Origin of the sequence: Bremerella volcania (genome assembly GCF_007748115.1) — a bacterium.
GTDB classification, from domain to species: Bacteria; Planctomycetota; Planctomycetia; order Pirellulales; family Pirellulaceae; genus Bremerella; species Bremerella volcania.
The window spans coordinates 1,188,512-1,210,790 of record NZ_CP036289.1; the positions used below are offsets into that span (position 1 = coordinate 1,188,512).

Here is a 22,279-nt window from a genome sequence, read left to right on the forward strand (position 1 = left end):
CGGATGGCTATCAACTAGAAAGCCGTAGCCATCCTGAGAGCTAACAAGAAGGGGCTTACGACTCTGAAGGGCCGTGCTCGTCGATCAGGCCAATCAGCTTATTGCGGCCTTTCTCGAAGAAGAACAGCTTATTCTCGCGGGCCAGCCAACCGACGGCTTGCAGGACGAGGTCCTTCTTTTCGCCCACCTCTTTGGCCAATTTGGTAATGGTGACGGGACCTTCGGCTGATAGATAGGCCCAGATTTGGCCTGAGGTCTCCCCGATTTTCTGCAAGGTGTCTTCGTGGAGATCGGTGGAAATCGACATCGCGAGGCTCTCCTCAAGTTGAGAATCGTAGATGAATGATCCGCCAACAGAGAAAAATTATAGTGGACGCTAACGTCCCCTTTCCAGTGTTCTCCTACGAGCGAATCAGGTCGTGCGTGATTGCGGAAAAAACCCGTTCCATTTCGTCGAACTCACGGTCTTCCCCTTGGCAAAGGATCACGCAAGGGCGTACCCCCAGCATCAAAGCCCGGATTTTGGCTTGAACCAGAAAGTCCAGGCAGTAGAAGTTTAGGTCACATCCAATGAGGTCGACTCCCTCGATCGTCTGCTGGGCCGGAACCGACTCGAAGTCAGTGTATTCCTCACTTAACGCGTCGCGAACGGCGTCGACTAGCGCCTCGAGCTCGGTGCCGGGTTCGTAGATCATCAACGTCCAGAACGCTTCGGTGGGACTGTGGACCGAGACGCTACGCGGCCAAGCGTTGGTTTGGTCTTCCGAAATTCGCCAGTTCTCGGGGTATGAGAACTTCACGCCTAAATTGTCATATGTGGCAACCACGGCAGCCTTCGATGCGTAATGGTTCAAGAAGCCGGGGGCGAATCGCCCTGGGAATCAATTCGATCTGTTTTTCCGTATTTTAGCGGGTTTAGCTTGTTTGCCTATTGGCGATCAAACCGACGAGCCGAGCCTGATCTAGGATGAAAATCGCAGGTTTGGTAGTCTCTGCCAGTTGACTACCGACGGCGAACGATTCGCTGGAAACCCCTATGGAATGGATGCAATCCTCGGAATTGGCCAGGCGCCGCGCCTTCTGCGCAAGCGGAATCGTGCTCGGTGCGCTCGTGCTAGCAGTTCTCAGTGGATGCAGTACGTTCAGCCAGGCCAACGCCTCGCATCAGAAAATCGTCCAGGCACGTCAACTGACGCAGCGCGGTGTTCAGGCAATGCACCGCGACGATTGGGAGAATGCCGAGAAACTTTTGGCCGAGGCCAAGAAGAACGCTCCCTACGATCTTCAAGCCCGAATGCATTACGCCCAGACGCTCTGGAAGACCGGTAAGCAGGCCGAGGCAATCGCGGAACTGGAATCGGCCCAGACGCTGGGAAGTGACGATCCTGATTTGCATGCTCGAATCGGGCGGATGTATCTCGACTCCGGCGATCCGACCAAAGCTCACATTTCGGCGAACAGGGCGATCGAATGCGATCCGAAATACGCTCCGGCGTGGCAACTTCAAGGCGATTTGGCATTGGTGCGCAGAGATCTAGAATCAGCGAAGCTGTGCTACATTCGAGCCGCAACCAACAGCGAGGCGGCCAATCGTGATGTCCAACTACGACTGGCATCGACCTATCGGCAATTGGGACAGCCCAGCCAGGCTTTGGCCTGTATTTCCATGGTCCGGCAAGCCGAGTTCGGTCATCGATTGCCGGCCGATGTGGGAGTGGAACAGGCCTTGGCCTACCGAGATCTCGGGCGGCATGTTGATGCGGCCGATTGCCTGGCGGAACTCGCTGAAACGAACGAGATGACTGCCGACCTGCTTTATACCTGGGCCGAATGCGAAGTCGCCGCCGGACGGTTGGCTCGAGCCGAGTACGCGGCGAACTCCGCGCTGCAGGTAAATCCGCAGCATGCGTCCGCTTTGCAGTTGGTCGGGCAGTTGCCGGTGTTCCGACAACAGGCACAACAGACGATGCGGCGCTAGGCTCGCTGCTGATGGAACGTCAGATTGTGCCGGTTATGCCGATCGCTTGGGCTCGCCTTTCTCAAGTCACGCTGCAGAGTGTGGCAATCCGTCATCATGGTTTGACTTCGCCAACATGCGTTCTAAGTTTTCAAGACCGAACCACGGAGCCAGTATCCGTCAACGTATAGAAGAAGACTGACAGTCGGAGATGTCCAACGATGAATCAACCTGTGCCTGCGACGACGACTTCCTTTGTCGACCGACGTAGCCCTCGTAAACCGAGCGAAACGCCGGTCTTCGAGCGACGCCAATTTACCAACAGCCATGAAGGGTTATCCCCTGGCGCTCATGAATTGGCCTTGGCGATCGACGAGTACAAGCTCCGCAATCGTCGCCGATTCATCACGTACGAAGAGATGTACGAAATCATCACCGGTTTGGGATATACCCAAGTCTAGGAAGACGCCTACGACTTGGTGTCTCCGTTGGCCTCGACCCGCGAGAGCTGTGCTGGGGCCGGCATGTCATAGTCGCTTATCTCGGAAGGGCAGGTGAATCGCTGCCACTTCTCTTCCGGCACGCGTCGGAATGCTTTGGCGAAGCGATGGTCGGTTGACTTCTTCCCACCCAGGTCGCGAATGAAGATCTTCACGACCTGTTCAGGAAACTTGCGAGCCATCACGCCGTAGGTTTCCGGATCTTTCTCGCCCGAATCCCCTACCATCACGAATTTGCGATCGGGGAACGTCCGCAGCAATTGCTTGATCGCTTTGCGCTTACCCCATCGTCGTGCAATGAACAGTTGCAACACCGTCGGGTCTCGGAAGCGAACGCTTTTCATGTGGAACGAACCGTCCGGCAAACCTTGGTCGCGGAAGAGTTCCGAGAGGGGTTCAAACAGTTGCCAGGGACTGCTGGTGACGTAGTGAAAAGATGCTCCTTGCTGTTGCCATTTCTGGTACAGTTCGACCATGCCTGGCACGGTGGCGAACTCATGCAGAAAGGTATTGGCCAACATATCCTTTCGTGTATGAACCTGGGTATGTTTGACGGTGTCGTCAATGTCTGAAATGACCGAGACACCGTCGCGATCGATCAGCTTCACCAGACCTTCCAGCGGGGTCGCCACGTCGAACTTGGAGTGAATTGCGTAGCGCACATGCCGAGTCGCCCCGACGGTCATGGCGATGGTGTCGACGTCTTCGTTGGGAATGAACACCGTTCCGCGGAACTGGCCGTTCTTCTTGGTCTTTCCGCGCAGTTGGTAGATCTTGTCGCCGATCTTTACGGCAATCTCTTTGCCGCCGTGCTGATAAACGGTGAAGCCTAAGATCCGCTGCTTAAAGACGCTGGTCTCGAGTTGTTCTTGGGTAGCCCCCATCAAGCGTGCCAGAACACGGATCATGATCTTGCGGGGAAGGTTCTCCGGCACGGCCTCGAAAACACTTCCATGGACCTGCAGAATCCACCCGCTTTGATCAGGAGCCGGATAGGCATACGAAGGGTAGAGCACGACGCGCTCGTTGTCCTTCAAATTGCTGAGGGCAGTCTCATCGGGAAACATGCGCTGCCTGCGATGGGCCTCCAAATCAAGAAACGATAAAAGCATCTTCCCCTTCACCGATTCGTTGTCCGTCTTGAGAGGGGGATTTGCCATTTCGCATTCTACTGTACCAGCGGCGTTCCTTGCAGCGATCCTTAGGAGAAAGTTGTCACAAGAGGCGGTTGATTTCCCAATTCCTTCAGCAACAAGGCATTCTAGGGGGTGATTCGCTGCGAAGCGACCGATCTTACGGTCTTCCGACTTGGGAACTCTTAACGATTTGGTTATATTTTCCAGAGAATAACACGCCTGCCCAACTTCCTTCCTCGCCGTAGCACCTCATGAACGAATCTGATAGCGCACCTGCTTCCACTGCGGACAACCGGACGGGACTTTCCGAAGATGTGATTGCCATCGTGGCCGGCATGTTGCTGCTGGTTCTGTGCTTCTCGGCCACGCTCATGCTGGGGAAGGAGACGGTTGAAGGGGACACCGTCACGGCGATCACCAACCCATTGAAGGGTTACGTCAGCAAGCCTGGGGGCTGGGAAGCGAATCCGGTCGACGCATTCACCGGACCGGCGGACAAACCGAAAGCGACCTGGCCCGGCACCCTCGGGGCACTTGTGATCCTGGGCGTTTTCATGACGGCGCTGTCGCCTCTGATGCGCCCCAAGGCCAACCCAGCGGCGTTCCTGGGGGGCTTTCTGATCCTGTTCTTATTGGCCACCATTGCCTACGTTCTGGCGGGACAGTCCGTGGTGAAGAACTACAACCTGGAGTATGCCCTGTGGGCGCTGGTGGTCGGTTTGATTATCGGCAATACGATTGGCAAGCAGGCCTTCGGCGCGCTGGGCGAAGCGGCGATGCGCACGGAACTGTACATCAAGACGGGCCTGGTCATCCTGGGTGCGGAAGTCCTTTTCAGTCGCCTGATGGCCCTGGGCATGCCTGGCATCATGGTGGCCTGGGTGGTGACGCCGATCGTGCTGATCACGACGTTCTGGTTCGGCCAGAAGATCTTGAAGATGAAGTCGGCGTCACTCAATATGACCATCTCGGCCGATATGTCGGTGTGTGGCGTCTCGGCGGCGATCGCAACAGCGGCTGCGTGCAAGGCGAAAAAAGAAGAACTGTCCGTTGCCATTGGTCTGTCGCTCTGCTTCACGGCCGTGATGATGGCCGTCATGCCGGCATTGATTACGTGGATGGGGCTCGACGAAGAACTGGGCGGAGCGTGGATCGGCGGAACCATCGACGCGACCGGAGCCGTGGCAGTCGCCGGTGGTTTGCTGGGTGATACCGCGCTGGAAGTCGCTGCCACCGTCAAGATGATCCAGAACATTCTCATCGGCGTGATTGCCTTTGGGGTTGCCGTTTACTGGACGACGCGCTCCGACAGCGAAGAGGGAGAGAAGCCCACGATCGGCGCTGGCGAAATCTGGAAGCGTTTTCCGAAGTTCGTACTGGGGTTCATCGGGGCCTCGATCGTCGCCTCGCTCATCTATGCTTCCTCGAGCGAAGGCGAGATGCTGGTTTCAGGCACGACCGCGGTCACCAAAGGACTACGCGGCTGGCTGTTCTGTTTGGCCTTCATCTGCATTGGCATCGACCTGAACTTCCGCCAACTGTCGTCCCAGTTCCATGGTGGCAAGCCGTTGGTGCTGTATGTCTGCGGTCAGACGCTGAATGTCATTCTGACCCTGGCGATGGCGTACCTGGCGTTCAAAGTCATTCCCTGGGGATCGTAATGAAGTCAACTCGCAGCTACCGCGGTTGGGTCGCTCTCGGAATCACCGGACTTTGTATCGCCGGGATCTGGGGGATCGTCTTGCCAGCACTGGCTCAGACGGAAATCGTGCGCGAGCGGGAAGCTTTTCTGGAAGCGAATCGCATCAATCCGGCTGCCATGTTCTACACGGAACTGGAGTGCCTGGACCCGGACAAGTAGGGCTTACTTCGGCAACTGGGGCTTCTCGATTCGGGGATAGACGTTGCTCCGCAGTCCCTCTCGCAGAAACGTGACCAGTGCCTTCTTTTCTTCCGGCGTCAACTGTAGCGGAACGATATGTGGATCGAGGTTCGCATTCTTCCCGCCCCCTTCATTGTAGAAGTCGACCACCTCTTGAAGCGTCGCTTTGCTGCCATCGTGAAAGTAAGGGGCCGTTAACGCCAGATCGCGGAGCAGGGGAGTGCGAAACTTGCCAATGTCTGCCTCCTTGCCGGTTCGCTGTGCAAGGCCTCGATCCTGTTTGGTGTCATGGATACCCGTTCCGATGTTATGAAACTTGTGGTCGGTATAGATCTTGGCGATATGACAGTTGCCACAGTTTGCTTTGCCGAAGAAGATGCCACTGCCGCGGCCGATTTCTCCTTCCAGTGCATCGGCATGCCCTCCGCGGAAACGATCGTAAGCCGTTTCGCCAGCGACCAGCGTTCGCTGAAACGAGGCCAGGCACCTGGCGACGTTTTGGGACGTGACGCCGTCCGCAAAGATGGCTTCAAACTGCAAGCGATAGCCGTCAATACTCCGAAGTCGGTTTTCCAGCTCGTTCAGGCTGATGTCCATTTCGGCAGGGTTGGTCATCGGAACCAAGGCTTGTTCTTCCAAGGAAGCGGCTCGCCCGTCCCAGAAAAAGGTCCGATGCAAACCCACGTTGACGACGCTGGGAACGTTGCGCGTGGTGAACTGGCCGTGGGCTCCTGGCGAGAACTTCCGATCGTCGGCCCAGCCTTTGTTGGGATCATGACAACTGGCACAGCTGAGCGTGCCGTTGCCGGACAGGCGAACGTCGAAGAATAGCTGCTTGCCGAGTTCGACCTTGGCGGCCGACATGGGGTTATCTTGCGGGACGATGATCCAGTCGATGCCCAGTGGCACGTCGCTGAAGTAAGTTTCCTGCGCGCAGAGAGATCCCGGTACTCGAAGAGTGAGTAGGAAGATCGATAGCAAGGCAAGTCGAAGCATGGCCAGGGTAGGTTGGTAGAATGAAGCGAAGGTGTCTGCTTCATTCTACCAATCTACCCACGATCCAGGCGAGTTTTAGTAGCCGCCGCCACCCAGCGTCCCAGTGCCGCTGACGTCGTCTTTTCCGTAGGTATCCAGGATCTGGGCTGTGGCGCTGGCGCCGCAGCGTGATGCGCCGAGCTCCCGCACGCGGATGAGTCCTTCCAGATCGCGTACACCGCCGGCTGCTTTCACTTGAACGGTTTCGGAAACGGCCTGACGCATCAGTTTCAGATCGTGCTCGGTTGCACCTTGGTAGTTGTAGCCGCCATCGGGTTGCTTGACGAAACCGAAGCCTGTGGAGGTCTTCACCCAGTCGGCTCCGGCCGTTTCGCAGATCTGACAAAGCTTCTCTTTGAGGGCATCCCCGTTCAAGCCACCCCCGCCGCTGGCCAGGTAATCGTTCTCGATGATTACCTTGACCTTCGCACCATGCCCGTGAGCTTCCCGGCAGACCGCTTCGATGTCTTGCTGCACATACTCCCAGTCGCCGCTGATGGCCTTGCCGACGTTGATCACCATATCCACCTCAACCGCGCCGTCCTGACAGGCCAGTTGGGTTTCGTATCGTTTGATTTCGGTGAGGTTACTGCCATGGGGGAAACCGATGACCGTTCCCACCAGGACATCGCTCCCCTGAAGTAACTGGGCCGCACGACGGACGTAGTATGGTTTGATGCAAACCGACGCGACGCCGTATTGGATCGCGGCCTGACAGCCAGCTTCCAGCTGCTCGTCCGTCATGGTCGGGTGCAGCAGCGAATGGTCGATCATCTTGGCCAGTTCTTCGTATGTCGGTTGCATGGGGCCTTCCTTGATTTATCGAGGTTACGCGAGCGTCTGCATTGTAATGCATTTGCCCGTCCGCCGATTGCCTGACAAGGTTTGCTTGTCGGATTTCGACCATGGTATCTTTAGTGGGCAGGCATCTCATCTGAAGTTGTATTGGATAGGGCACGAAGTAGCGATGGTGGAAAACAAGACGAAACCGACCCAGGTCAGCGCGGCAAAGTTCATCGACGCGTTGGAAGACCCTCAACAGAAAAAAGACTGCAAGCAGTTGTCGAAGATGATGCGAGCCGCCACGGGGGAACGAGCCGTGATGTGGGGCCCCAGCATCGTGGGCTTCGGCACGTACCATTACAAGTACGCGTCAGGACACGAAGGAGACATCATGATCGTCGGCTTCGCGCCGCGTAAGAACCAGATAAGTCTGTATCTGACATGTGACATCCAGCAGATGGCCCCGCTTCTGGCGAAGCTCGGAAAGCATAAGACCGGCAAGGGATGTCTTTACATCAAGCGACTGGCCGACGTCGACCTGGATGTGCTTCAGCAGATGATCGAACGAGGGATTGAAGAGGTCGAACAGAAGCATTCCACCAAGTAGCGGACTAATTCCCGCCGGTCGAGTGTCGGTTCAGGTGCAGTTTCTTCTGGATCTCTTCCTTCAAATCCTGCACGACCGACTTCTTATCGGTCTCTTCCAGGATCCGCTTGACGACGGTCTTCGGTCCTTCGTCCCCCCAACTGGCCCCGTGCTCGAAGTAGTACTTCGCCGCCTTGCCGACGATGTACGATCCGTAGCCGGCGGCACCACCTTGAGGGACGGCCGTCAGGACCGTGCCCCAGCCCAAGGTGAGCGTTTTCACGACGGAACTCAGCGCGTGGGTACCCAATTCGGCGGTAATGGTCCAGCCGGCTGCTTGAAGGATGCTGCTGGCCAGCTTTTCGATATTCGACCAGGTCATCTCGATGCCATAGATATGGGCCAAGGCCCGCAGCATGGCGACATCGACGGCGCTGCCACCCAGCACGTCGAAAACCGGAGCTGGGTTCACTGCCACGGCGGTCGCTTTCACGACGGCGAAGCTCCAGATGGTTTGGTTGGCGCGGTGCTCGCGGATCTTCACTTTCAGCGAGGCGACTCGGTCCGACTTGTCAGCCGCGTACATGGCCGCATTGAGTGCCAAGAGACCGAGCCCGTCCTCTTCCAGGACTTCCAGCAGACGCAGTTTCAGGTCTTCGACCTTCGGCGGAGGCGTTTTCCATTCGCTGCGTTCGGTGCCGTCGGCCTGTTGAATGATGTACTCGACTTCTTTCGGCTGAGCCGCCGTCTCGACGATGCTCTCGGGAGGAATGATGCCCGCGAGACGCTCGTTGAGAATCTCTTCCAGTCGTTCTCGTTCGCGCGGCGAATATTGATCGATCTTGTTGAGGACGATAATGATGGGCTTGTTGACGTTGGCCAGCGCCATCAGTGCCGAGTATTCGGTCTCGTTCATGTCGGAGTCGATCACGAACAAGATCACGTCGGCCTGGCGAGCGGTGTCCTGAGCCATTTCTCCACGATCGGCGCCGCCTACCTCGTTAATGCCAGGCGTATCGATAAGCACGACTTCGCTATCGGCGAGACCGGGAATGCGGTACCCGGCCCCTTCCCAGGCAACGTGCCAAACCTCTTTGGTCCATCCCCCTTGGATATCGACCTGGGTGACGGCCTTGCCGACAAGCGCGTTAATCAAAGCCGACTTGCCCGTGCTGATTTCGCCGAAGACGACGATCTCGACGCGGCCACTGGTCAGCTTCGTTTCCATGTTCTGGAGTTGACCGAGATCTCGCCGCAATAACTCCTTTTCCTGGTCGCTGCATCCTCGGAAGCGGTCGAGCGTATGGCGCACCGACTGCAGCGCGTCGATGTAGCGACGATCGTCGGCCGAGACCGCCTCGGGGGAAGGAGCGGCCGTGGCGACGCCAGAATCGACGACATCATCGGTCGTTGCAGGCCGATCGGGACTTAGGTTGTCGTTACTTTCGGTCGACATAACGTTGTCGGGCTTCCTGAACCAGTTTTCGCAGGTAGGCGGAATCGGTGACCTTGTCCCATTCGCGACGGGCCAGCCCAGCCAGACCGCCCTCAGGCTCTTGCATTCCGTGTTTGAAGTAGACCATGAAGATGTTGCCAATCCAACGGGTGACCAGCGCCATCACGATGCCGTTGAGCAGCATGCCGGACACGGTTCCGATGCCGGGAATGGTTTTGATCATCGAACCGATCGCCATGGCCACGACGGGAGCAGCCATTTGCACGCCGAGGTAACCAATGAATTGCTTGCTCAGCTGACCGAGCAGGCTGACCGCGATGTCCAGGTCGACTTCCTGGCGATAAATCTTGGCTAGGTCCATTACCATCTTCGTGGAAATCGCGACGCCGGCTGCCAGTTCGACCATCGGCACAGGCAAAGGGTTGGTGAACGCGCCAGCTCCGCCTGAGGCCCACATGTATCGATTGACCAGTTGGTTGGCCTGGCGATCGATGGAGTCCTCGACTTCCTTGCGGGCCTTCTCGACCAGTCCGCGAGACTGCGTCAGAAGATTGGCCAGCAGCAGGTCAGTCCCATCCTTCTTGATGACTTGCATCATCCGCCGAGCGAGTGGCTCGATGCTTAGCGGAACGTCCACTTCTTCATCAATCTCATTGCCATCGGGCAGCACGCGAACACGTTTTCGTTTGGTGGAACGGCTGCGAACCGAGAGAATGTCTTCGGCCTGTACGATTTCTTTGGTTTGTTGGGTGATCTGCTGCAGGAGCTTGGCTTTGTCTGCGTCGGTGAACCAGTCTTCCTTGTTCAGGCAGATGATGACCCGTTTGTCCATCTTGGCCAGCAGTTCCAGCAGTTGGAACTCGCTATGACGCAAAGGGCCGTCGACTACCAACAGTACGATGTCGGCATCGTGAGCCGAGTGGGTAGCAATTTCCTGGTGAATGCTTCCATCGACTTCGCCGAGCCCTGGCGTATCGATCAGTTGCACCTTGTTGTTGCCGGGCCACTCGACTTTGTTGCGGCGAACGGTCGTTCCGCCGACCACATCGGTGCTGAACGCATCGCGCCCGGCCAAAGCATTGAGTAGCGAGGACTTTCCACTGCTGATCGTGCCGAAGGCGATGATTTCGAGGTTGCCCCCTTCGAGCTTTTCTTCAATCCGATCGATCATCGGATCGACCGTATCGCGGAAGTCGCCGTCGGTCATCTCGTCGCGAAGTTCGGAGATGCTTTCCAGGTTCTCTTTCAGCTCGGCTCGACGCTGGTCCGGCGTGAGTTCGTTTGGGTTGCGGTTCCGCATTTCGCGGCGTCGCTCTTTGCGGATCTTGGCGATCACCAAAGTCCAGAGCCCCCATCCGGCAAGACCCAAAAGCAGCGCTGCCCCGACGCTGACAAAGGAGAAGTAAATCCATTTGCCGACGGGGCCCAGATCGTTTCCTTCGCGGATGATGCCGGCAATCCAGCCGGGGACGTAGATCATGGCCAGGCCCAGTAGGACTAGCAGCACGATCAGGCCAAGACCCTGGTTTTTCCACGGCTGGGGCATGGGGATTCGGCTTAATAAGTGACGAAAGAAACTCATGGGATAGTTTAGGTTACGCGGCAGAGAGAATCATCGCCAACCGGGGGATCATCCGACAAGCTCGGTTTGGGGGCAATTATGCCGGTTGTAGGGGAATTTTACGCTCAAGAAACGAAAAAACGGACCGAAACATGTCCGGTCCGCTTCGCGAAGGTGCCAGCTGACGACGACACTTGGCCGCCGTCAGCCTGTTGTGGCGGGAAGCCTATTCGGCCTTGTTCTTCTTCTTATTCGCTCCTGGCTTCTTCTTATTGAGGCCGAGCTTCTCTTTTTGTTCGTCGGTCAGAACGCCAGCCAGCTTTTCACGGATCTTGCCGTTCAGTTCGGCGACTGCCTTCTGAGCTGCCTTTTGTTCGTCCGTCAGAGGAGCCTTGGCACTGACGTACTCTTGCATCTCTTTGCCCTTGAGGCCTTTTTCTTTGGCTTCCTTCATGGCAGCCATGCGAGCTTCACGATCTTCCTTGGTCAGACCGACGGCCTTGGTCAGTTCGGCCAGTTTCGGACCGAATTCCTTCTGGATGGCGGTGACCTTTTCTTTTTGCTCGGCACTCAGGTCGAGCTTCATGACTTGAGCGAAGATTCCGCGCTGCGGAGCCTTGGCTTCCTTTTTCTTCGGCTTGGCGTCGTCCGCGCCCAGGGCGGTACCAACGGACAGGACGGCCACCAAGGCGAACATCAACAGGGTGTGACAACGAGACATACTACAGGGACTCCGAAATGGGAAGGGGGAAAAGATACGAAGTGTGAAACGCGAAAATGCCTCGGCTTCTCTTACGAGAAGAGTTGGCGGATAACCTGCCCGTCACGCACGATGGTGATCGGTCGGCCGGTATTCGTGTGGTATTCCTTGGTGTGATCGATGCCGAGGTTATAGAAGAACGAGGCTGCCGCATCGTCCGGCTTGAACCCGACACCATCCTTCGGCAAGGTGGCCTTCTCATCGCTTTCGCCGACGACCTGACCGCCGCGGACGCCGCCGCCAGCCATCAGCATGGTCATGCAGCGCGGGTAGTGATCGCGACCGCCGCGGCCGTTGATCTTCGGCGTACGACCGAATTCACCGGTCACGAACACGCCCGTCGAATCCAACATGCCCTTGGAGTGAAGTCCATTGAAGAGCGCTGCCAGGCCGTTGTCCAGCTTGGGAAGCAGGCTATCTTTCAAACGAGCGAAATTGTCTTGATGCGTGTCCCATCCACCATTGGTGATGGTAACGAAACGGACGCCACTTTCGATCAAGCGAATCGCCAGCAGGCAACTCATGCTGAACTCGTCTTGCTCGAAGTTCTTGGCAAACGCGGGGCTTTCCTTCGAGACGTCAAACGCATCGCGTGCTCGTTTGGAAGTGATGATCGCATGCGCCTGGTGGCTGAAACGATCGAGACCATCCAACAGCTGATCGTCCGACTCGAAACCAGCGAAGGTTTGGTCCAACTGGGCCAGCAGTTTGTGGCGACGCTCGACGGTGTCGATCGTCAGCCCGCCGGCCAGGCTTATCCCGCGCACCGAATAAGCCTGACCAGGGCGAGGCGTGCTGTTGGTCGCCAACGGAGCGTACTTAACGCCTAGGTAGCCAGCCGATTGGGCGCTACGTGGGATGGCGACGAATGGAGGAAGATCTTCCGGCGTTTCCAGCTCCTTGCTCACGATCGAACCGTAGGCAGGATACTGTAGCGAAGCAATCGGACGCGTGCCGGTGTTGACGTATTCGGTACCCAATTGGTGGGCAGCCAGCGTGTGCGAAACACCCCGCATGACGACGTACTTGTCGGCCTGTTGGGCGAGCTTGGGGAGGTGCTCGCTCAGCTCGATGCCGGGCACGTTGGTCTTGATGGGCTTGAATTCCCCACGGTATTCGCTGGGGGCTTCCGGCTTGGGATCGAACGTATCGATGTGCGTCGGTCCCCCGTTCAAGTTCACGAAGATCCCGGCCTTCGCCTGACCGCCGCCGGAGACTTCGCCAGCTTCAGCCATGGAAAGATAGGTCGCCAAGTTCAGGCCAATGCCGCCCATGACGCCAACTTTCAGAAAGTCGCGGCGGCGTACTCCGTCACATGTTTGATTCGTGGGCATACGGGTGATCCTAGTATTTGAGTGTGCAGTGGGTAGTGTTCAGTTTTTGGGTCCCCTCTCCACCGTCTAAGGGGGAGAGGGTTAGGGTGAGGGGGCAAGCCGGGCGCACGCTTTCCAACCCTCACCCTAGCCCTCTCCCTTGGGAAGGGAGAGGGAACAGGACGTTAGTGATTGACGATGAACTCCTTGGTGTTCAGCAAGGCCCACATCAGATCGTGTAGACCGGCAACGGGCTCGTCGGCACTTCTCAGATGTGCCAGCGAAATCGTCATTTCCTTTTCGCTCGGCTCGCGACTGAGCGTGCGGAGGTACGCCTCGGTTACCATTTCGGCTGGTGAATCAAAAGCGATTACTTCCGTCTTTTCTTTCTCTTCTTTGGCTTGCACCTTTTCCAATTGGGCACGTAAGACCTCTAAACGCTTCTTGCCGGCCAGCAATTTCTGACGCATTTCTCTGGCACGCTGCTGGTCCCCTTTGGCGGCGAGGCGTTCGGCGTAAGCACGACCATTACCCATTTGCTCGTACAAGCGTTTGATCTGGGCCTGGATCTTGCTGGCTTCGGTTGATTTTTTGTCGATCTGCGGTTTCATCGACTTTTGAACCTGACCAATCCAGCTGTTGCCGTTGGCCATCGAAGCGTGCAGGCTAAAGTCGTTTTGCAGGAAGACGGTCTGTAGGAGCGTAGCTTCCATGCTGCGATCGCAGTCACAGTTGCTGGCTCGCTCGCTTCGTCCGAAGATCTGCAGCGGATACTGAGCGTTCCCCTGAATCCGAGTGCCAGGGATCGAGATGGCCCGATCTTCAATGTCGGTCAGGTAAGTCGCGATCGAATCGTCTCCGGCAGTTGCCTGTTGGATGATGTCGTAAGCGACTTCGGCAGGCAAACGGCGCGGAACCGATCGGCTGAAATTGCGTACGTCGAGACGATTGGTTTCATTAGGAACCCACGAGAGCTGATAGGTACGGCTCAGGGCGATTTCGCGATGAACCCACTTCAGGTCGTAGTTGTGCTCGACAAAGCCCTTGGCCAGGTAATCCAACAGTGGCTCGTTGCTCGGAGGATTGCCCAGGCTCAGATCGTCGGTCGGATGGACGATGCCCACGCTGAAATAGGTCGCCCAGATTCGATTGACGATGGCCCGAGCGAAGTAGGGGTTGTCCTTCCCGCGCAGCCATTCCATGACCGGTTCACGGACGTCTTCGTAGTCGCGAAGATCGATCGCTTCCTCGCCGAGAACACGGGCTTCCGGTGAACGGGATGGCAGGCCTTTGCGGTTCTTGTTGTTTTTCGCATTGCGGCTGATGTTGCTGACCGGCATGACGACCAGTTCCGGGAAGGGGACCGTCTTGCCTTTTTGCAGTTCCTTGGCAAACTCGCGGCGCTGCTGATTCCCCTTCAAGCTCTTGTCGATATCGAGTTTGTCGAGGATTTCTTCGTACTGAGCAAAGCCTTCCTGGTCATAACGAGGTGGCTGAGTGGCAAAGCGAGCACCGGTGAAGAAAGTCTTGAACTCGTCGAAGTCACTCTTCGACCAGACGTCAAACGGGTGCTTGTGACACTGGGCACATTGAATCCGCACGCCCATGAACGCATAGGCAAACGCGATGGCCCGTTCCTCCGGCTGACGGAATTCGCGGCGAGCCCAGTAGTGCGTCATGGAATCGCGGTCGGCGAAGGTGCCTCCGTCGCGGTACATGTCGCTCATTTCTTCACAATACTCGCGGTAGCTTTCTCCTTCCAGGCGGCTACGGGCGAGAACGATACCGGCTGCGATTTCGTCGTAAGGGACGTTCTTCTCAACGCGGTCGTAGATCCAGTCGTACCATTCCTGGGCGGGACCGACTCGCATCGGCGATACGTTGACCAACTGCTGGTCGTTGTTGCCGGTGATGTCGCACAGCAAAGTAGTCATCTTGGCGACGTAGGCAGGCGTGTCGAGAAGCTGATCAATCTTCTTCTCGCGCTTGTTCGGATCCTTGTCGGCCACGAACTCGCGGATCTCACTGGGGGAGGGAAGCGTCCCGGCGATATCGAGGCTCACGCGGCGGAGGAACTGCTCGTCGGATGACAAATCAGATGGGACGATGCCCAGCTTTTTCAGTTTCTGAACGACCAACTGGTCGATCTTGGTGGGCGTGGGAACGGCCGGGTAGTTGTCGCCAATCAACTTGCTGACCGGACGTATGACCGGGATGGCCACGACGGCTTTGTCGTACGCCACTACCACATGCGTGTCGCCAGCTTCAGCACTGGTGACCAGGCCGTCGCCGTTGATCTCCGCGACCTGATCGTCGTTGGTCGTAAAGCGGCAGAGTGGGGTGACGTCTTCCTTGGTACCGTCGGCCCAGTGAGCCACGACGCGCAGGGGTTCGGTTTGGTCTTTACGGTTGAAGACGATTTCTTCCGGCGTGACTTCCAGCTTATCGAGGATGGCCACGTTATCGGCGTCGAATTTCGCTCCACCTTTGATCCAGTTGTGTAGGACGCGATGTTCCCAGCTGTTCAGTTCGTAACGTTTGCCCCCTTCGTGCATGTCTTCATCGGTGGGTTTGTAGATGAGCATGCTTTCGTTGGGCGAATCGGTATCGACGCGAGGATCGTCCCCTTCGGTGATGGCGGCATGGTCCGCTTTGAAGTCGTAGCCGAACAGCGAGAGGATGAAACCGCCGCGTCCCTGGAACGAACCGTGGCAGCTGCGGCCATTGCAGCCCAGGCGGCCCATCAGGGGCGAGACGTGTTTCTGGAAGTCTGGCGTTTCCTGGACGTCCTCAGGCGTAAAACGCTCGATGAGCGTCGGCATGACCTTGCCGGACGGACGGCTCCCTTCCAGGGATTCCGCGGAAAGCGGAGCCACGGTCGCCAAGGCAATGGCAGGGGCGAACAACGAGAAACAAAAACGAGCGAAAGTGGCGTTCATGAAATTGCTATCCTTCGCGTGGTGATGGGGTGTCATGAGCGGTTGTCAGATTGATTGGCAATGAGGTGCCATGGGCACCAGGTGTTTCGACTAGGGATTGGGGTTCTTCTTCGGCGTCAGCTGTCGTAGCTGCCGCTCGATCATTTCAGGGCCGTCTCGTTCCAGACGTTCGAGGTTTTGTTCCAAACGTTGGACGCGTTCTCGAGCCCGGGCGAGTTCTTCTTCATTGACGCGAATCTGCGTTTGAAATTTCCGTTGGAGCGCGGCTCGGAATTCCTGGCGGAGGTCTTCGTTACCGGGATTCAGTTGTAATCTTGCCGCGAGCAAGGTGGCGCTGCTGTTTGCTTTCCACAAATCCAACTGCACCTGGTAGAAATGTGGAGCGCGCGATTCGAGCAGGCTCAGGCGTTCGCTCACACGGTAAAGTTCGCGAATGGCCTTGGCGTACTCTTTCTGATCCATACCCCGCAGCTGCCGCAGAAGTTTCTCGAGTTCCGGATGATGTTTCTTGGCGAACGCGAGTGCGGTTTCTTCGCGGCGTTTACGTTCCTCGGCTGAGAGACGCAGATCACTCATGGGGGCTTGGGCGATTTGCCGACGACCAGCGTCCGGCTTGACGGCGGAAACAGGCGTCGTCCGCTCTTGCCCTACGGCGTTCCCGACCCAGGCCAGCGAGCAATAAGCTGCCAGGCAAGCGGTGATGAGAAGGCCGTGAGTTCGCGAGGAAATATTCATAACGTATCGACAGGGGATCGAGGTTTTAGCCGTAAAAGGCCATTAAAGAGCGGGTGCCTCGGAATCGGTTTCCTGCTGGGCAGCCAAAGCCTTGAGCATCCAACTCGGAGGATTCTCAGGCGTGCTGACCAGCAGTTGATCGATGAATTCGTCTTCGTCATCCGGCAGTTCTGCCCACTGCTCGGTCAAGGCGTCCGTGTTGTCTTCAATGCGTTCTACCCAGACGGCGGCGAGTTGCATGTCTTCTTTGTCCACGGTACGTTCGGCCATATGCGAACCCCCGCCTGACCAGGCAACCATCGCAAAGCCACTCGCCAGGAACAGCAGCAGGCCAGCAGCCAAGGAAAGCAGAATACGCAGCCGTAGCCCGCTTCCAGGAGCCGCATCGATTGGTGAGGCTACCTCGACGGGCTCCTTGGAAACGGTATGAGGCACATACGCCTGGTAACTTGCTTGCACGAGCAGAACGGCCTCCGCCAGCCGCTCGCGGAGCGATTGGTCGGTGGCCAGATCGGCTTCAAACTGCTCGACCTCTTCGCTGGTCATCTCGTCCAGGAGATACCGCGTCGCTTCCAGGAAGCGGTCGTCATCGGCGGGCTGCTGGGGATGTTCGTCGTTACGAATCATGTTCACTAAGTGAGTTGAGGTTATGGTTCACGCTCGATCCAAGCTAACTTGCCGCGCAGCTTGTTCATCGCGTTTCGCATTCGGCCGAGTGCCGTGCCCAACGGAATGTCGAGCTGCTGAGCAATTTGGGCGAATGTCTTGTCTTCGTAAATCCGCATTCGCAGGACCTGCTGGAGTTCTGACGAAAGCTCGTTAATGGCCTGGCGAACCGACTCTGCCGTTTCCTGGGCGACCAGGGGATCGGCTGGTGAGCCATCTTCGTTTCGGCGAGGATCCTGTTGGAGGTTTTCCAGCACCCTCTTCTGCGTTGCACTTCGCCGGCGTTGGGCGAGGGCTTCGCGGTAAGCGACCTGAAACAGCCAAGCCTTGCGACTCTCGACTTGGGTTTCGTGACCGACTTCGACCAGCTTACGAAAGGTAATCTGAACGATGTCTTGAACCAGGCTCGCTTCCCCTACCACACCCCACAGAAACCTGCGCAGCTCTTCCGCATGGAGTGCATGCAAATCGGCTATCTCGGCTTCGCTGAGCCGGTCGGGTGCAGGTGAAGTCAACGCCTTGATGTCCAATCATGCCACGGTCGCCAGGTGGCATCTAAAAAGTAAGAGGGATAAGGGGGGAGGATTATTGTTTCAATTGCGGAAAAATATTCCTCTTCGCGGGTGGGACCTTTCCCAGAGGCTTTACCATTCCGATTCGCCCAAATTACGAAGATTCGCTTAAATTGAACCAGCGGATCAAGCGAAGGGTTTCGTTTTACCTGCCCGTGTTATAATGATTCGTTTCCCCGATATCACGTAACCTGTTTGGGAGTCTGGACTTGTTTATCGGTCCGGTTTTTACGCGTGAGGCAGCCGTAACTCCGCGTCGCAGTAAGTTTTACGTCTACCGTTCGGTCTATGTGGCCGCTTTGTTCCTATTGATGTGCACGGCGTGGTTGGTGCTCGCGGGAACGCAAGTGATTGCCAGCGTTGGAGATATGGCACGCTTCGGGGCGAGCATCTTTCATATCCTGGCCCCGATTCAGCTTTGCCTGGTGATTTTCTTCGCGGCGTTTAGCGCGGCCGGGGCAGTGGCCCAAGAGAAGGACCGCAAGACGCTCATTCTGCTGCTGATGACCCGACTCAATAATTCGGAGTTGGTGCTAGGAAAAATGCTGGCGAGCCTGATCAATGTCTTCGCGCTGATCATGGCCGCGGCTCCTGTGTTCTGTGCTCTCTTTCTCTTTGGCGGGGTTTCGGCTGACCAGGTTCTTCGTGTCCTGCTGGTGACCTTCATCACGGCGCTGGCCGCCGGCAGTATCGGCAGCACGATTGCCCTGTGGCGAGAAAAAACATTCCAGACGCTCGCACTGACCGCGATGTTGGTGACGGTGCTTCTCGGTTTTAGCGTCGTCGTTTCGCAGCGGGTCCTGTTTGATCGCTTGCTGGGGATTTCGGCGGCCGATTGGGCAACCGCCATCAATCCTATCTGGGCCGTGATGGAAGCCGCCAACCCCTTTCCAACCGCGGAAGGGAATCTGGCATCGATCGGCGGCGTGATTGGCCTGCATGTGCTGATCATGTCGCTGGGCATTGTGATCATGAACGGCATCGCGATCGCTTTGGTCCGCGTCTGGAATCCTTCGCGGGAAGCCCGGCGTGGGAAGGAGATGGAAGCGAAGCAGCTGGAAGAGAGTATCTGGGGTGCTGAGCACGACATGGCCAAGATGGACGAGGCTGCCGACCAGCATGCCGCCAACGAACAACGCCGTTCCGGCCATGTCGATGCCCGCACCACCGAGGTCAAAATCGATCATCGCCAGGTTTGGGAAAACCCAATCCTCTGGCGGGAAACGCAGACCTGGGCCTATGGCCGCAAGGTGTTGATCATCAAGTTCGTCTACCTGGCCTTGGCGGTTGCCGCGACCTATATGCTGTACAGCATGGTTGCCGCCGGCACGGCCGTTTACCGAGGTGACCAGCTGGGCACGACCATTCCGCCGATTGCCTGGGGGATCGTCCCGCTTTACCTGATCAGCCTGGTGATCGTGAACGCATTGGCGGTGACTTCCGTAACCAACGAACGGGACGGTCAGGCCCTCGATCTGCTGCTGGTCACCGACCTGACCCCCAAAGAGTTCACCTTCGGGAAGCTGTGGGGGGTGATGTGGGTCACGCGCGAGATGATCCTGGCGCCAATGGCCGTTACGGCGTATCTCTGGATTGCCGGAGCGATGCAGTTGGATAGCTTCATCTTCGTCACCGCCGGCCTAGTGGTGATGTATTTCTTCGTCACGATGCTGGGGCTACACTGCGGGATGACCTACGCCAACAGCCGCACGGCGATCGGCGTGAGCCTGGGAACGGTCTTCTTTTTGTTTCTCGGCGTGATAACGTGTATCCTGCTGATGATTAGTTTCACCGAGTCGTTCCACTTTCAACTGTTCCCCTTCCTGGGCTTTGTTGCTGGAGGTGGCTTGGGCTTGTACGTGGCCATCGGTCATCGAAATCCTTCCCCTGCGATCCTTACGGCGACGCTCCTGCTGCCTGGTATCTCGTTTTTTGCGATTGTCAGCTTTCTGTTGGGGAAAGGATTTGAGGTGGCTTTGGCGACGGCACTGGCCTATGGTTTTACGACCATCGCGATGCTGATTCCGGCCATCAGCCAGTTCGACATCGAGGTTGGTCGTCGTTCAGGGAACGACGAGGACTAGTCTCGACTGGTCATGTAAGCGTAGATTCGCAACAACGATACATCGGAAAGGAGCGGCGGGTTGGACGTCATTGTGGCCATTGCACCCTGGTTGGTAGCAATGCTGCTGTTGGTCGCCTGCTCAGGAGTCTTCTCCGCATCGGAAGCAGCCTTCTTCTATTTGAAGCTGGAAGATCGCAAACGCTTTCGTAAGGGAACGACGTCTCAGCGTGCCGCGGCCAGTCTGCTAGGCGACCCAGACCGGCTCCTCTCGGCCATCCTCTTTTGGAACCTGATGGTCAACGTCGCCTACTTCGCGGTTGCGTCGATCGTCGGGCTGCGTCTGCAGAATAGCGTTGGGTCGACCTACGCGACCCTCTTTTCGACCCTTTCCCTGTTGGTGATCATCTTCTTCAGTGAGATGCTTCCCAAAAGCCTGGCCGTGCTGCGTGCTCCGGCCTTGGCCGCGCTGCTGGCGGTGCCGATCGCCTTTGCGGTTCGCGTCATCGATCCGATTCGACCCGTGATGCGCGGCGTGAGCACCCTCTCTCAGCGGTTGATCTGGCCACGTTTCGAGGCCGAACCCTACATGCAGGTTTCCGACCTGGAACGAGCCATCCAGATGTCGATGCAAAGCAGCACGGTGCTCAAGCAGGAAGAGATGGCCCTGCGGGGAATCGTGAGCCTGTCCGATTCGCAGGCCCAGGAAATGATGCGGCCACGGATGCGCTATAAGATGTTTCATCCGCCGGTCTCGCTGAAAGATCTCGATGCCGAGATGACTCCCAGCGGTTATCTGCTGATTTCCGACGAACAGGGAGACGACGTCGTCAGCGCGATCAACCTGGTGGATGCCACCGAACTGCCGGCCGACAAGCTGGAAGAGTTTGCCCAGGAAGTGTTGGTCTTCCCCTGGTGTGCCAAGGCTTCGGAAGTGTTCCAGCAAATGCTGTCCACCGAGAACGAAGTCGCCGCGGTGGTCAATGAACTGGGCGAGACCATCGGCGTGATCACGCTGCGGGACATGATGGAAACGATCTTCTCGTACGCCCACGGACGCAGTGAACGAATCCTGCAGCGAAAGACGTTCGAAGAGCAGGAAGATGGTGCTTACCTGGTCTCCGGCATGACCAGCGTGCGTCGTCTCGCCAAGCATTTTGATCTGGAGTTACCCGATACGCGGCACGCGACGATCAACGGTATTTTGCAGGAAGAACTGGAACACATCCCGGAAGTCGAAGATGTAGTGGAGTGGGGGCCTTTTCATTTCGAAGTGGTCGAACAGCACTCCGAGGGGCACATACTCGTTCGGTTGACCATGCGTCAGGAGGAAGAGTGACGCCATGGGCATCGTTCTATTTCTATTCGTGCTCGGTGTGTTTCTCAGTGCCTTCTTTAGTGGCTCGGAAACGGGTTTCTATCGCGTGACGCGAGTGCGCCTCGTCCTCGATGGGCTGGGGGGCGATTGGCTGTCACGGTTCCTGTTGTTTCTGACGAATCACCCCGCACTGTTCGTGGCGACCACGCTCATTGGCAACAACGTCGCCAATTACATGGTTTCCCTCTCGATCGTGCTCTTTACGCAGGCAACATTCCCCGGAAACTCGACTGCCGAAATGGCGCTGCCGCTGGTAATGGCGCCGGTTCTGTTCGTCTATGGCGAACTGTTGCCGAAGTACTTTTTCTATCGAGCACCGAACTTTTTGCTTCGTCGAACAGGCTGGCTTTTCTTCGTGTTCACCGTGCTCTTTGCCCCCTGCTCGGCACTTTTGTGGGTGTTGGGACGAGCCCTGCAGACGCTGCTGGGGGAATCGCCGGAAACGGTTCGCTTGGCGTTGGCTCGGACCGAGCTGGAAGACTTCCTGGAAGAAGGGGGAGAGTTCGGCATTTTGAACAAAGCCCAGCGGCGTGTCGCCCAAGGGGTGTTCGGGGTGGCCAACCGCCGGGTAACCTCGATTTCCACGCCCCTTTCCCGAGTCTGGACCGCAAAGATAGGCTCCAAAGTGAACAACCTCATCCGCGTTGCCAAGCGGAAGCAGATCTCAGTGATTCCGATTGTTGAAACGCAGGGGAAGCGTACCGTTCCGATTGGATACGTTCGTATCTGCGACCTTTATATGGGTGACGGTGAAGAGATCGAAAACTACCACCCCCTTCCCGAAGTCAGAGCGAGCGACAGTTGCATCTCGGCCATCACTCAATTGCATAGCACTGGCGAACTCATGGCCAAGGTAGTCAGTCGCAGCGGCGTGCCGATCGGCATCGTGACGATGCAAGAGCTGCAGCGAGCCATTCTGGATGCCAAGAAGCAGCCAGCCTAGTTTTTCCTGGAAAGA

General features: G+C 57.2%; 21 protein-coding genes. 8 read left to right on the forward strand and 13 right to left on the reverse strand.

What is annotated here, in order from left to right; translation table 11 throughout:
• Window positions 1-55 precede the first annotated feature (55 nt).
• Together Pan97_RS04675 and Pan97_RS04680 are read right to left on the reverse strand one after the other, a co-directional pair.
• Window positions 56-307, reverse strand: coding sequence for a winged helix-turn-helix domain-containing protein (locus Pan97_RS04675; protein ID WP_144970974.1), 252 nt, complete (start codon window positions 305-307; stop codon window positions 56-58).
• Window positions 308-401: 94 nt separating this feature from the next.
• Window positions 402-800 carry a hypothetical protein gene (locus Pan97_RS04680; RefSeq protein WP_144970975.1) on the reverse strand — a complete coding sequence of 133 codons (399 nt, stop codon included), beginning with the start codon at window positions 798-800 and terminating at the stop codon, window positions 402-404.
• Between the two features lie 236 nt (window positions 801-1,036).
• Here Pan97_RS04680 and Pan97_RS04685 point away from each other — a divergent pair, with 236 nt between their 5' ends.
• Together Pan97_RS04685 and Pan97_RS04690 are read left to right on the forward strand one after the other, a co-directional pair.
• Window positions 1,037-1,978 (forward strand): tetratricopeptide repeat protein, encoded by a 942-nt coding sequence (locus Pan97_RS04685; RefSeq protein WP_144970976.1) that lies wholly within the window; start codon window positions 1,037-1,039, stop codon window positions 1,976-1,978.
• A gap of 200 nt (window positions 1,979-2,178) precedes the next feature.
• The gene (locus tag Pan97_RS04690) at window positions 2,179-2,418 is read left to right on the forward strand and encodes a hypothetical protein (RefSeq protein WP_144970977.1); all 240 of its coding nucleotides are present in this window, start codon (window positions 2,179-2,181) and stop codon (window positions 2,416-2,418) included.
• Between the two features lie 8 nt (window positions 2,419-2,426).
• Here Pan97_RS04690 and Pan97_RS04695 read toward each other — a convergent pair whose 3' ends face one another.
• Window positions 2,427-3,617, reverse strand: a complete 1,191-nt coding sequence (locus Pan97_RS04695) for a phosphatidate phosphatase App1 family protein (protein WP_144970978.1) — start codon at window positions 3,615-3,617, stop codon at window positions 2,427-2,429.
• Between the two features lie 227 nt (window positions 3,618-3,844).
• Here Pan97_RS04695 and Pan97_RS04700 point away from each other — a divergent pair, with 227 nt between their 5' ends.
• Window positions 3,845-5,254, forward strand: a complete 1,410-nt coding sequence (locus tag Pan97_RS04700) for a YeiH family protein (RefSeq protein ID WP_144970979.1) — start codon at window positions 3,845-3,847, stop codon at window positions 5,252-5,254.
• On the forward strand, window positions 5,254-5,454 hold the full coding sequence (locus Pan97_RS04705) for a hypothetical protein (RefSeq protein ID WP_144970980.1): 201 nt from the start codon (window positions 5,254-5,256) through the stop codon (window positions 5,452-5,454). Before Pan97_RS04700 ends, Pan97_RS04705 begins: the two co-directional genes overlap by 1 nt.
• Window positions 5,455-5,457: 3 nt before the next feature.
• Here the strand turns inward: Pan97_RS04705 and Pan97_RS04710 are convergent, their stop codons facing one another.
• Together Pan97_RS04710 and deoC are read right to left on the reverse strand one after the other, a co-directional pair.
• Window positions 5,458-6,471 (reverse strand): cytochrome-c peroxidase, encoded by a 1,014-nt coding sequence (locus Pan97_RS04710; protein ID WP_144970981.1) that lies wholly within the window; start codon window positions 6,469-6,471, stop codon window positions 5,458-5,460.
• 75 nt (window positions 6,472-6,546) lie between these two features.
• A complete protein-coding gene (gene deoC / locus Pan97_RS04715; RefSeq protein ID WP_144970982.1) occupies window positions 6,547-7,314 on the reverse strand; it encodes a deoxyribose-phosphate aldolase in 768 nt (255 codons plus the stop codon).
• Window positions 7,315-7,399: 85 nt separating this feature from the next.
• Between deoC and Pan97_RS04720 the strand changes: the two genes are divergently transcribed.
• Entirely contained in the window at window positions 7,400-7,900 is a 501-nt protein-coding gene (locus Pan97_RS04720) for a DUF1801 domain-containing protein (protein ID WP_196782285.1), read from the forward strand.
• Between the two features lie 4 nt (window positions 7,901-7,904).
• On the opposite strand, the gene Pan97_RS04725 is transcribed toward Pan97_RS04720, so the two are convergent.
• From Pan97_RS04725 to Pan97_RS04760, 8 genes are all read right to left on the reverse strand, one after another.
• Window positions 7,905-9,335 (reverse strand): YcjF family protein, encoded by a 1,431-nt coding sequence (locus Pan97_RS04725; protein ID WP_144970983.1) that lies wholly within the window; start codon window positions 9,333-9,335, stop codon window positions 7,905-7,907.
• Window positions 9,319-10,881, reverse strand: a complete 1,563-nt coding sequence (locus Pan97_RS04730) for a YcjF family protein (protein ID WP_165698611.1) — start codon at window positions 10,879-10,881, stop codon at window positions 9,319-9,321. The genes Pan97_RS04725 and Pan97_RS04730 overlap by 17 nt, the downstream gene beginning before the upstream one ends.
• A 241-nt stretch (window positions 10,882-11,122) precedes the next feature.
• A complete protein-coding gene (locus Pan97_RS04735) occupies window positions 11,123-11,617 on the reverse strand; it encodes a hypothetical protein (protein ID WP_144970985.1) in 495 nt (164 codons plus the stop codon).
• 71 nt (window positions 11,618-11,688) lie between these two features.
• A complete protein-coding gene (locus Pan97_RS04740) occupies window positions 11,689-12,990 on the reverse strand; it encodes a DUF1501 domain-containing protein (protein ID WP_144970986.1) in 1,302 nt (433 codons plus the stop codon).
• Window positions 12,991-13,154: 164 nt separating this feature from the next.
• Window positions 13,155-15,908, reverse strand: a complete 2,754-nt coding sequence (locus Pan97_RS04745) for a DUF1549 and DUF1553 domain-containing protein (protein WP_144970987.1) — start codon at window positions 15,906-15,908, stop codon at window positions 13,155-13,157.
• Window positions 15,909-15,998: 90 nt separating this feature from the next.
• Window positions 15,999-16,643: a hypothetical protein gene (locus tag Pan97_RS04750; protein ID WP_144970988.1), complete on the reverse strand. Its 645-nt coding sequence runs from the start codon at window positions 16,641-16,643 to the stop codon at window positions 15,999-16,001.
• A 42-nt stretch (window positions 16,644-16,685) separates the two neighbouring features.
• Entirely contained in the window at window positions 16,686-17,270 is a 585-nt protein-coding gene (locus tag Pan97_RS04755; RefSeq protein WP_144970989.1) for a hypothetical protein, read from the reverse strand.
• Between the two features lie 20 nt (window positions 17,271-17,290).
• Window positions 17,291-17,824, reverse strand: a complete 534-nt coding sequence (locus tag Pan97_RS04760; protein WP_165698612.1) for an RNA polymerase sigma factor — start codon at window positions 17,822-17,824, stop codon at window positions 17,291-17,293.
• Between the two features lie 266 nt (window positions 17,825-18,090).
• On the opposite strand from Pan97_RS04760, the gene Pan97_RS04765 reads away from it, so the two are divergent.
• The 3 genes from Pan97_RS04765 to Pan97_RS04775 are packed head-to-tail and all read left to right on the forward strand — an operon-like array spanning window position 18,091 to window position 22,264.
• Window positions 18,091-19,965 carry an ABC transporter permease subunit gene (locus Pan97_RS04765; protein WP_144970991.1) on the forward strand — a complete coding sequence of 625 codons (1,875 nt, stop codon included), beginning with the start codon at window positions 18,091-18,093 and terminating at the stop codon, window positions 19,963-19,965.
• A gap of 60 nt (window positions 19,966-20,025) precedes the next feature.
• The gene (locus Pan97_RS04770; RefSeq protein WP_144970992.1) at window positions 20,026-21,282 is read left to right on the forward strand and encodes a CNNM domain-containing protein; all 1,257 of its coding nucleotides are present in this window, start codon (window positions 20,026-20,028) and stop codon (window positions 21,280-21,282) included.
• Window positions 21,283-21,286: 4 nt separating this feature from the next.
• A complete protein-coding gene (locus Pan97_RS04775) occupies window positions 21,287-22,264 on the forward strand; it encodes a CNNM domain-containing protein (RefSeq protein WP_144970993.1) in 978 nt (325 codons plus the stop codon).
• The last annotated feature ends 15 nt before the right edge of the window (window positions 22,265-22,279 follow it).

What these genes read in the sequence shown, in the direction of transcription:
- Pan97_RS04675 (WP_144970974.1), bottom strand. Translation starts at nt 307, where the DNA reads ATGTCGATTTCCACCGATCTCCACGAAGACACCTTGCAGAAAATCGGG.
- Pan97_RS04685 (WP_144970976.1), top strand. Translation starts at nt 1,037, where the DNA reads ATGGAATGGATGCAATCCTCGGAATTGGCCAGGCGCCGCGCCTTCTGC.
- Pan97_RS04690 (WP_144970977.1), top strand. Translation starts at nt 2,179, where the DNA reads ATGAATCAACCTGTGCCTGCGACGACGACTTCCTTTGTCGACCGACGT.
- Pan97_RS04695 (WP_144970978.1), bottom strand. Translation starts at nt 3,617, where the DNA reads ATGGCAAATCCCCCTCTCAAGACGGACAACGAATCGGTGAAGGGGAAG.
- Pan97_RS04700 (WP_144970979.1), top strand. Translation starts at nt 3,845, where the DNA reads ATGAACGAATCTGATAGCGCACCTGCTTCCACTGCGGACAACCGGACG.
- Pan97_RS04705 (WP_144970980.1), top strand. Translation starts at nt 5,254, where the DNA reads ATGAAGTCAACTCGCAGCTACCGCGGTTGGGTCGCTCTCGGAATCACC.
- Pan97_RS04710 (WP_144970981.1), bottom strand. Translation starts at nt 6,471, where the DNA reads ATGCTTCGACTTGCCTTGCTATCGATCTTCCTACTCACTCTTCGAGTA.
- deoC (WP_144970982.1), bottom strand. Translation starts at nt 7,314, where the DNA reads ATGCAACCGACATACGAAGAACTGGCCAAGATGATCGACCATTCGCTG.
- Pan97_RS04725 (WP_144970983.1), bottom strand. Translation starts at nt 9,335, where the DNA reads ATGTCGACCGAAAGTAACGACAACCTAAGTCCCGATCGGCCTGCAACG.
- Pan97_RS04730 (WP_165698611.1), bottom strand. Translation starts at nt 10,881, where the DNA reads ATGCCCCAGCCGTGGAAAAACCAGGGTCTTGGCCTGATCGTGCTGCTA.
- Pan97_RS04735 (WP_144970985.1), bottom strand. Translation starts at nt 11,617, where the DNA reads ATGTCTCGTTGTCACACCCTGTTGATGTTCGCCTTGGTGGCCGTCCTG.
- Pan97_RS04740 (WP_144970986.1), bottom strand. Translation starts at nt 12,990, where the DNA reads ATGCCCACGAATCAAACATGTGACGGAGTACGCCGCCGCGACTTTCTG.
- Pan97_RS04745 (WP_144970987.1), bottom strand. Translation starts at nt 15,908, where the DNA reads ATGAACGCCACTTTCGCTCGTTTTTGTTTCTCGTTGTTCGCCCCTGCC.
- Pan97_RS04750 (WP_144970988.1), bottom strand. Translation starts at nt 16,643, where the DNA reads ATGAATATTTCCTCGCGAACTCACGGCCTTCTCATCACCGCTTGCCTG.
- Pan97_RS04755 (WP_144970989.1), bottom strand. Translation starts at nt 17,270, where the DNA reads ATGATTCGTAACGACGAACATCCCCAGCAGCCCGCCGATGACGACCGC.
- Pan97_RS04775 (WP_144970993.1), top strand. Translation starts at nt 21,287, where the DNA reads ATGGGCATCGTTCTATTTCTATTCGTGCTCGGTGTGTTTCTCAGTGCC.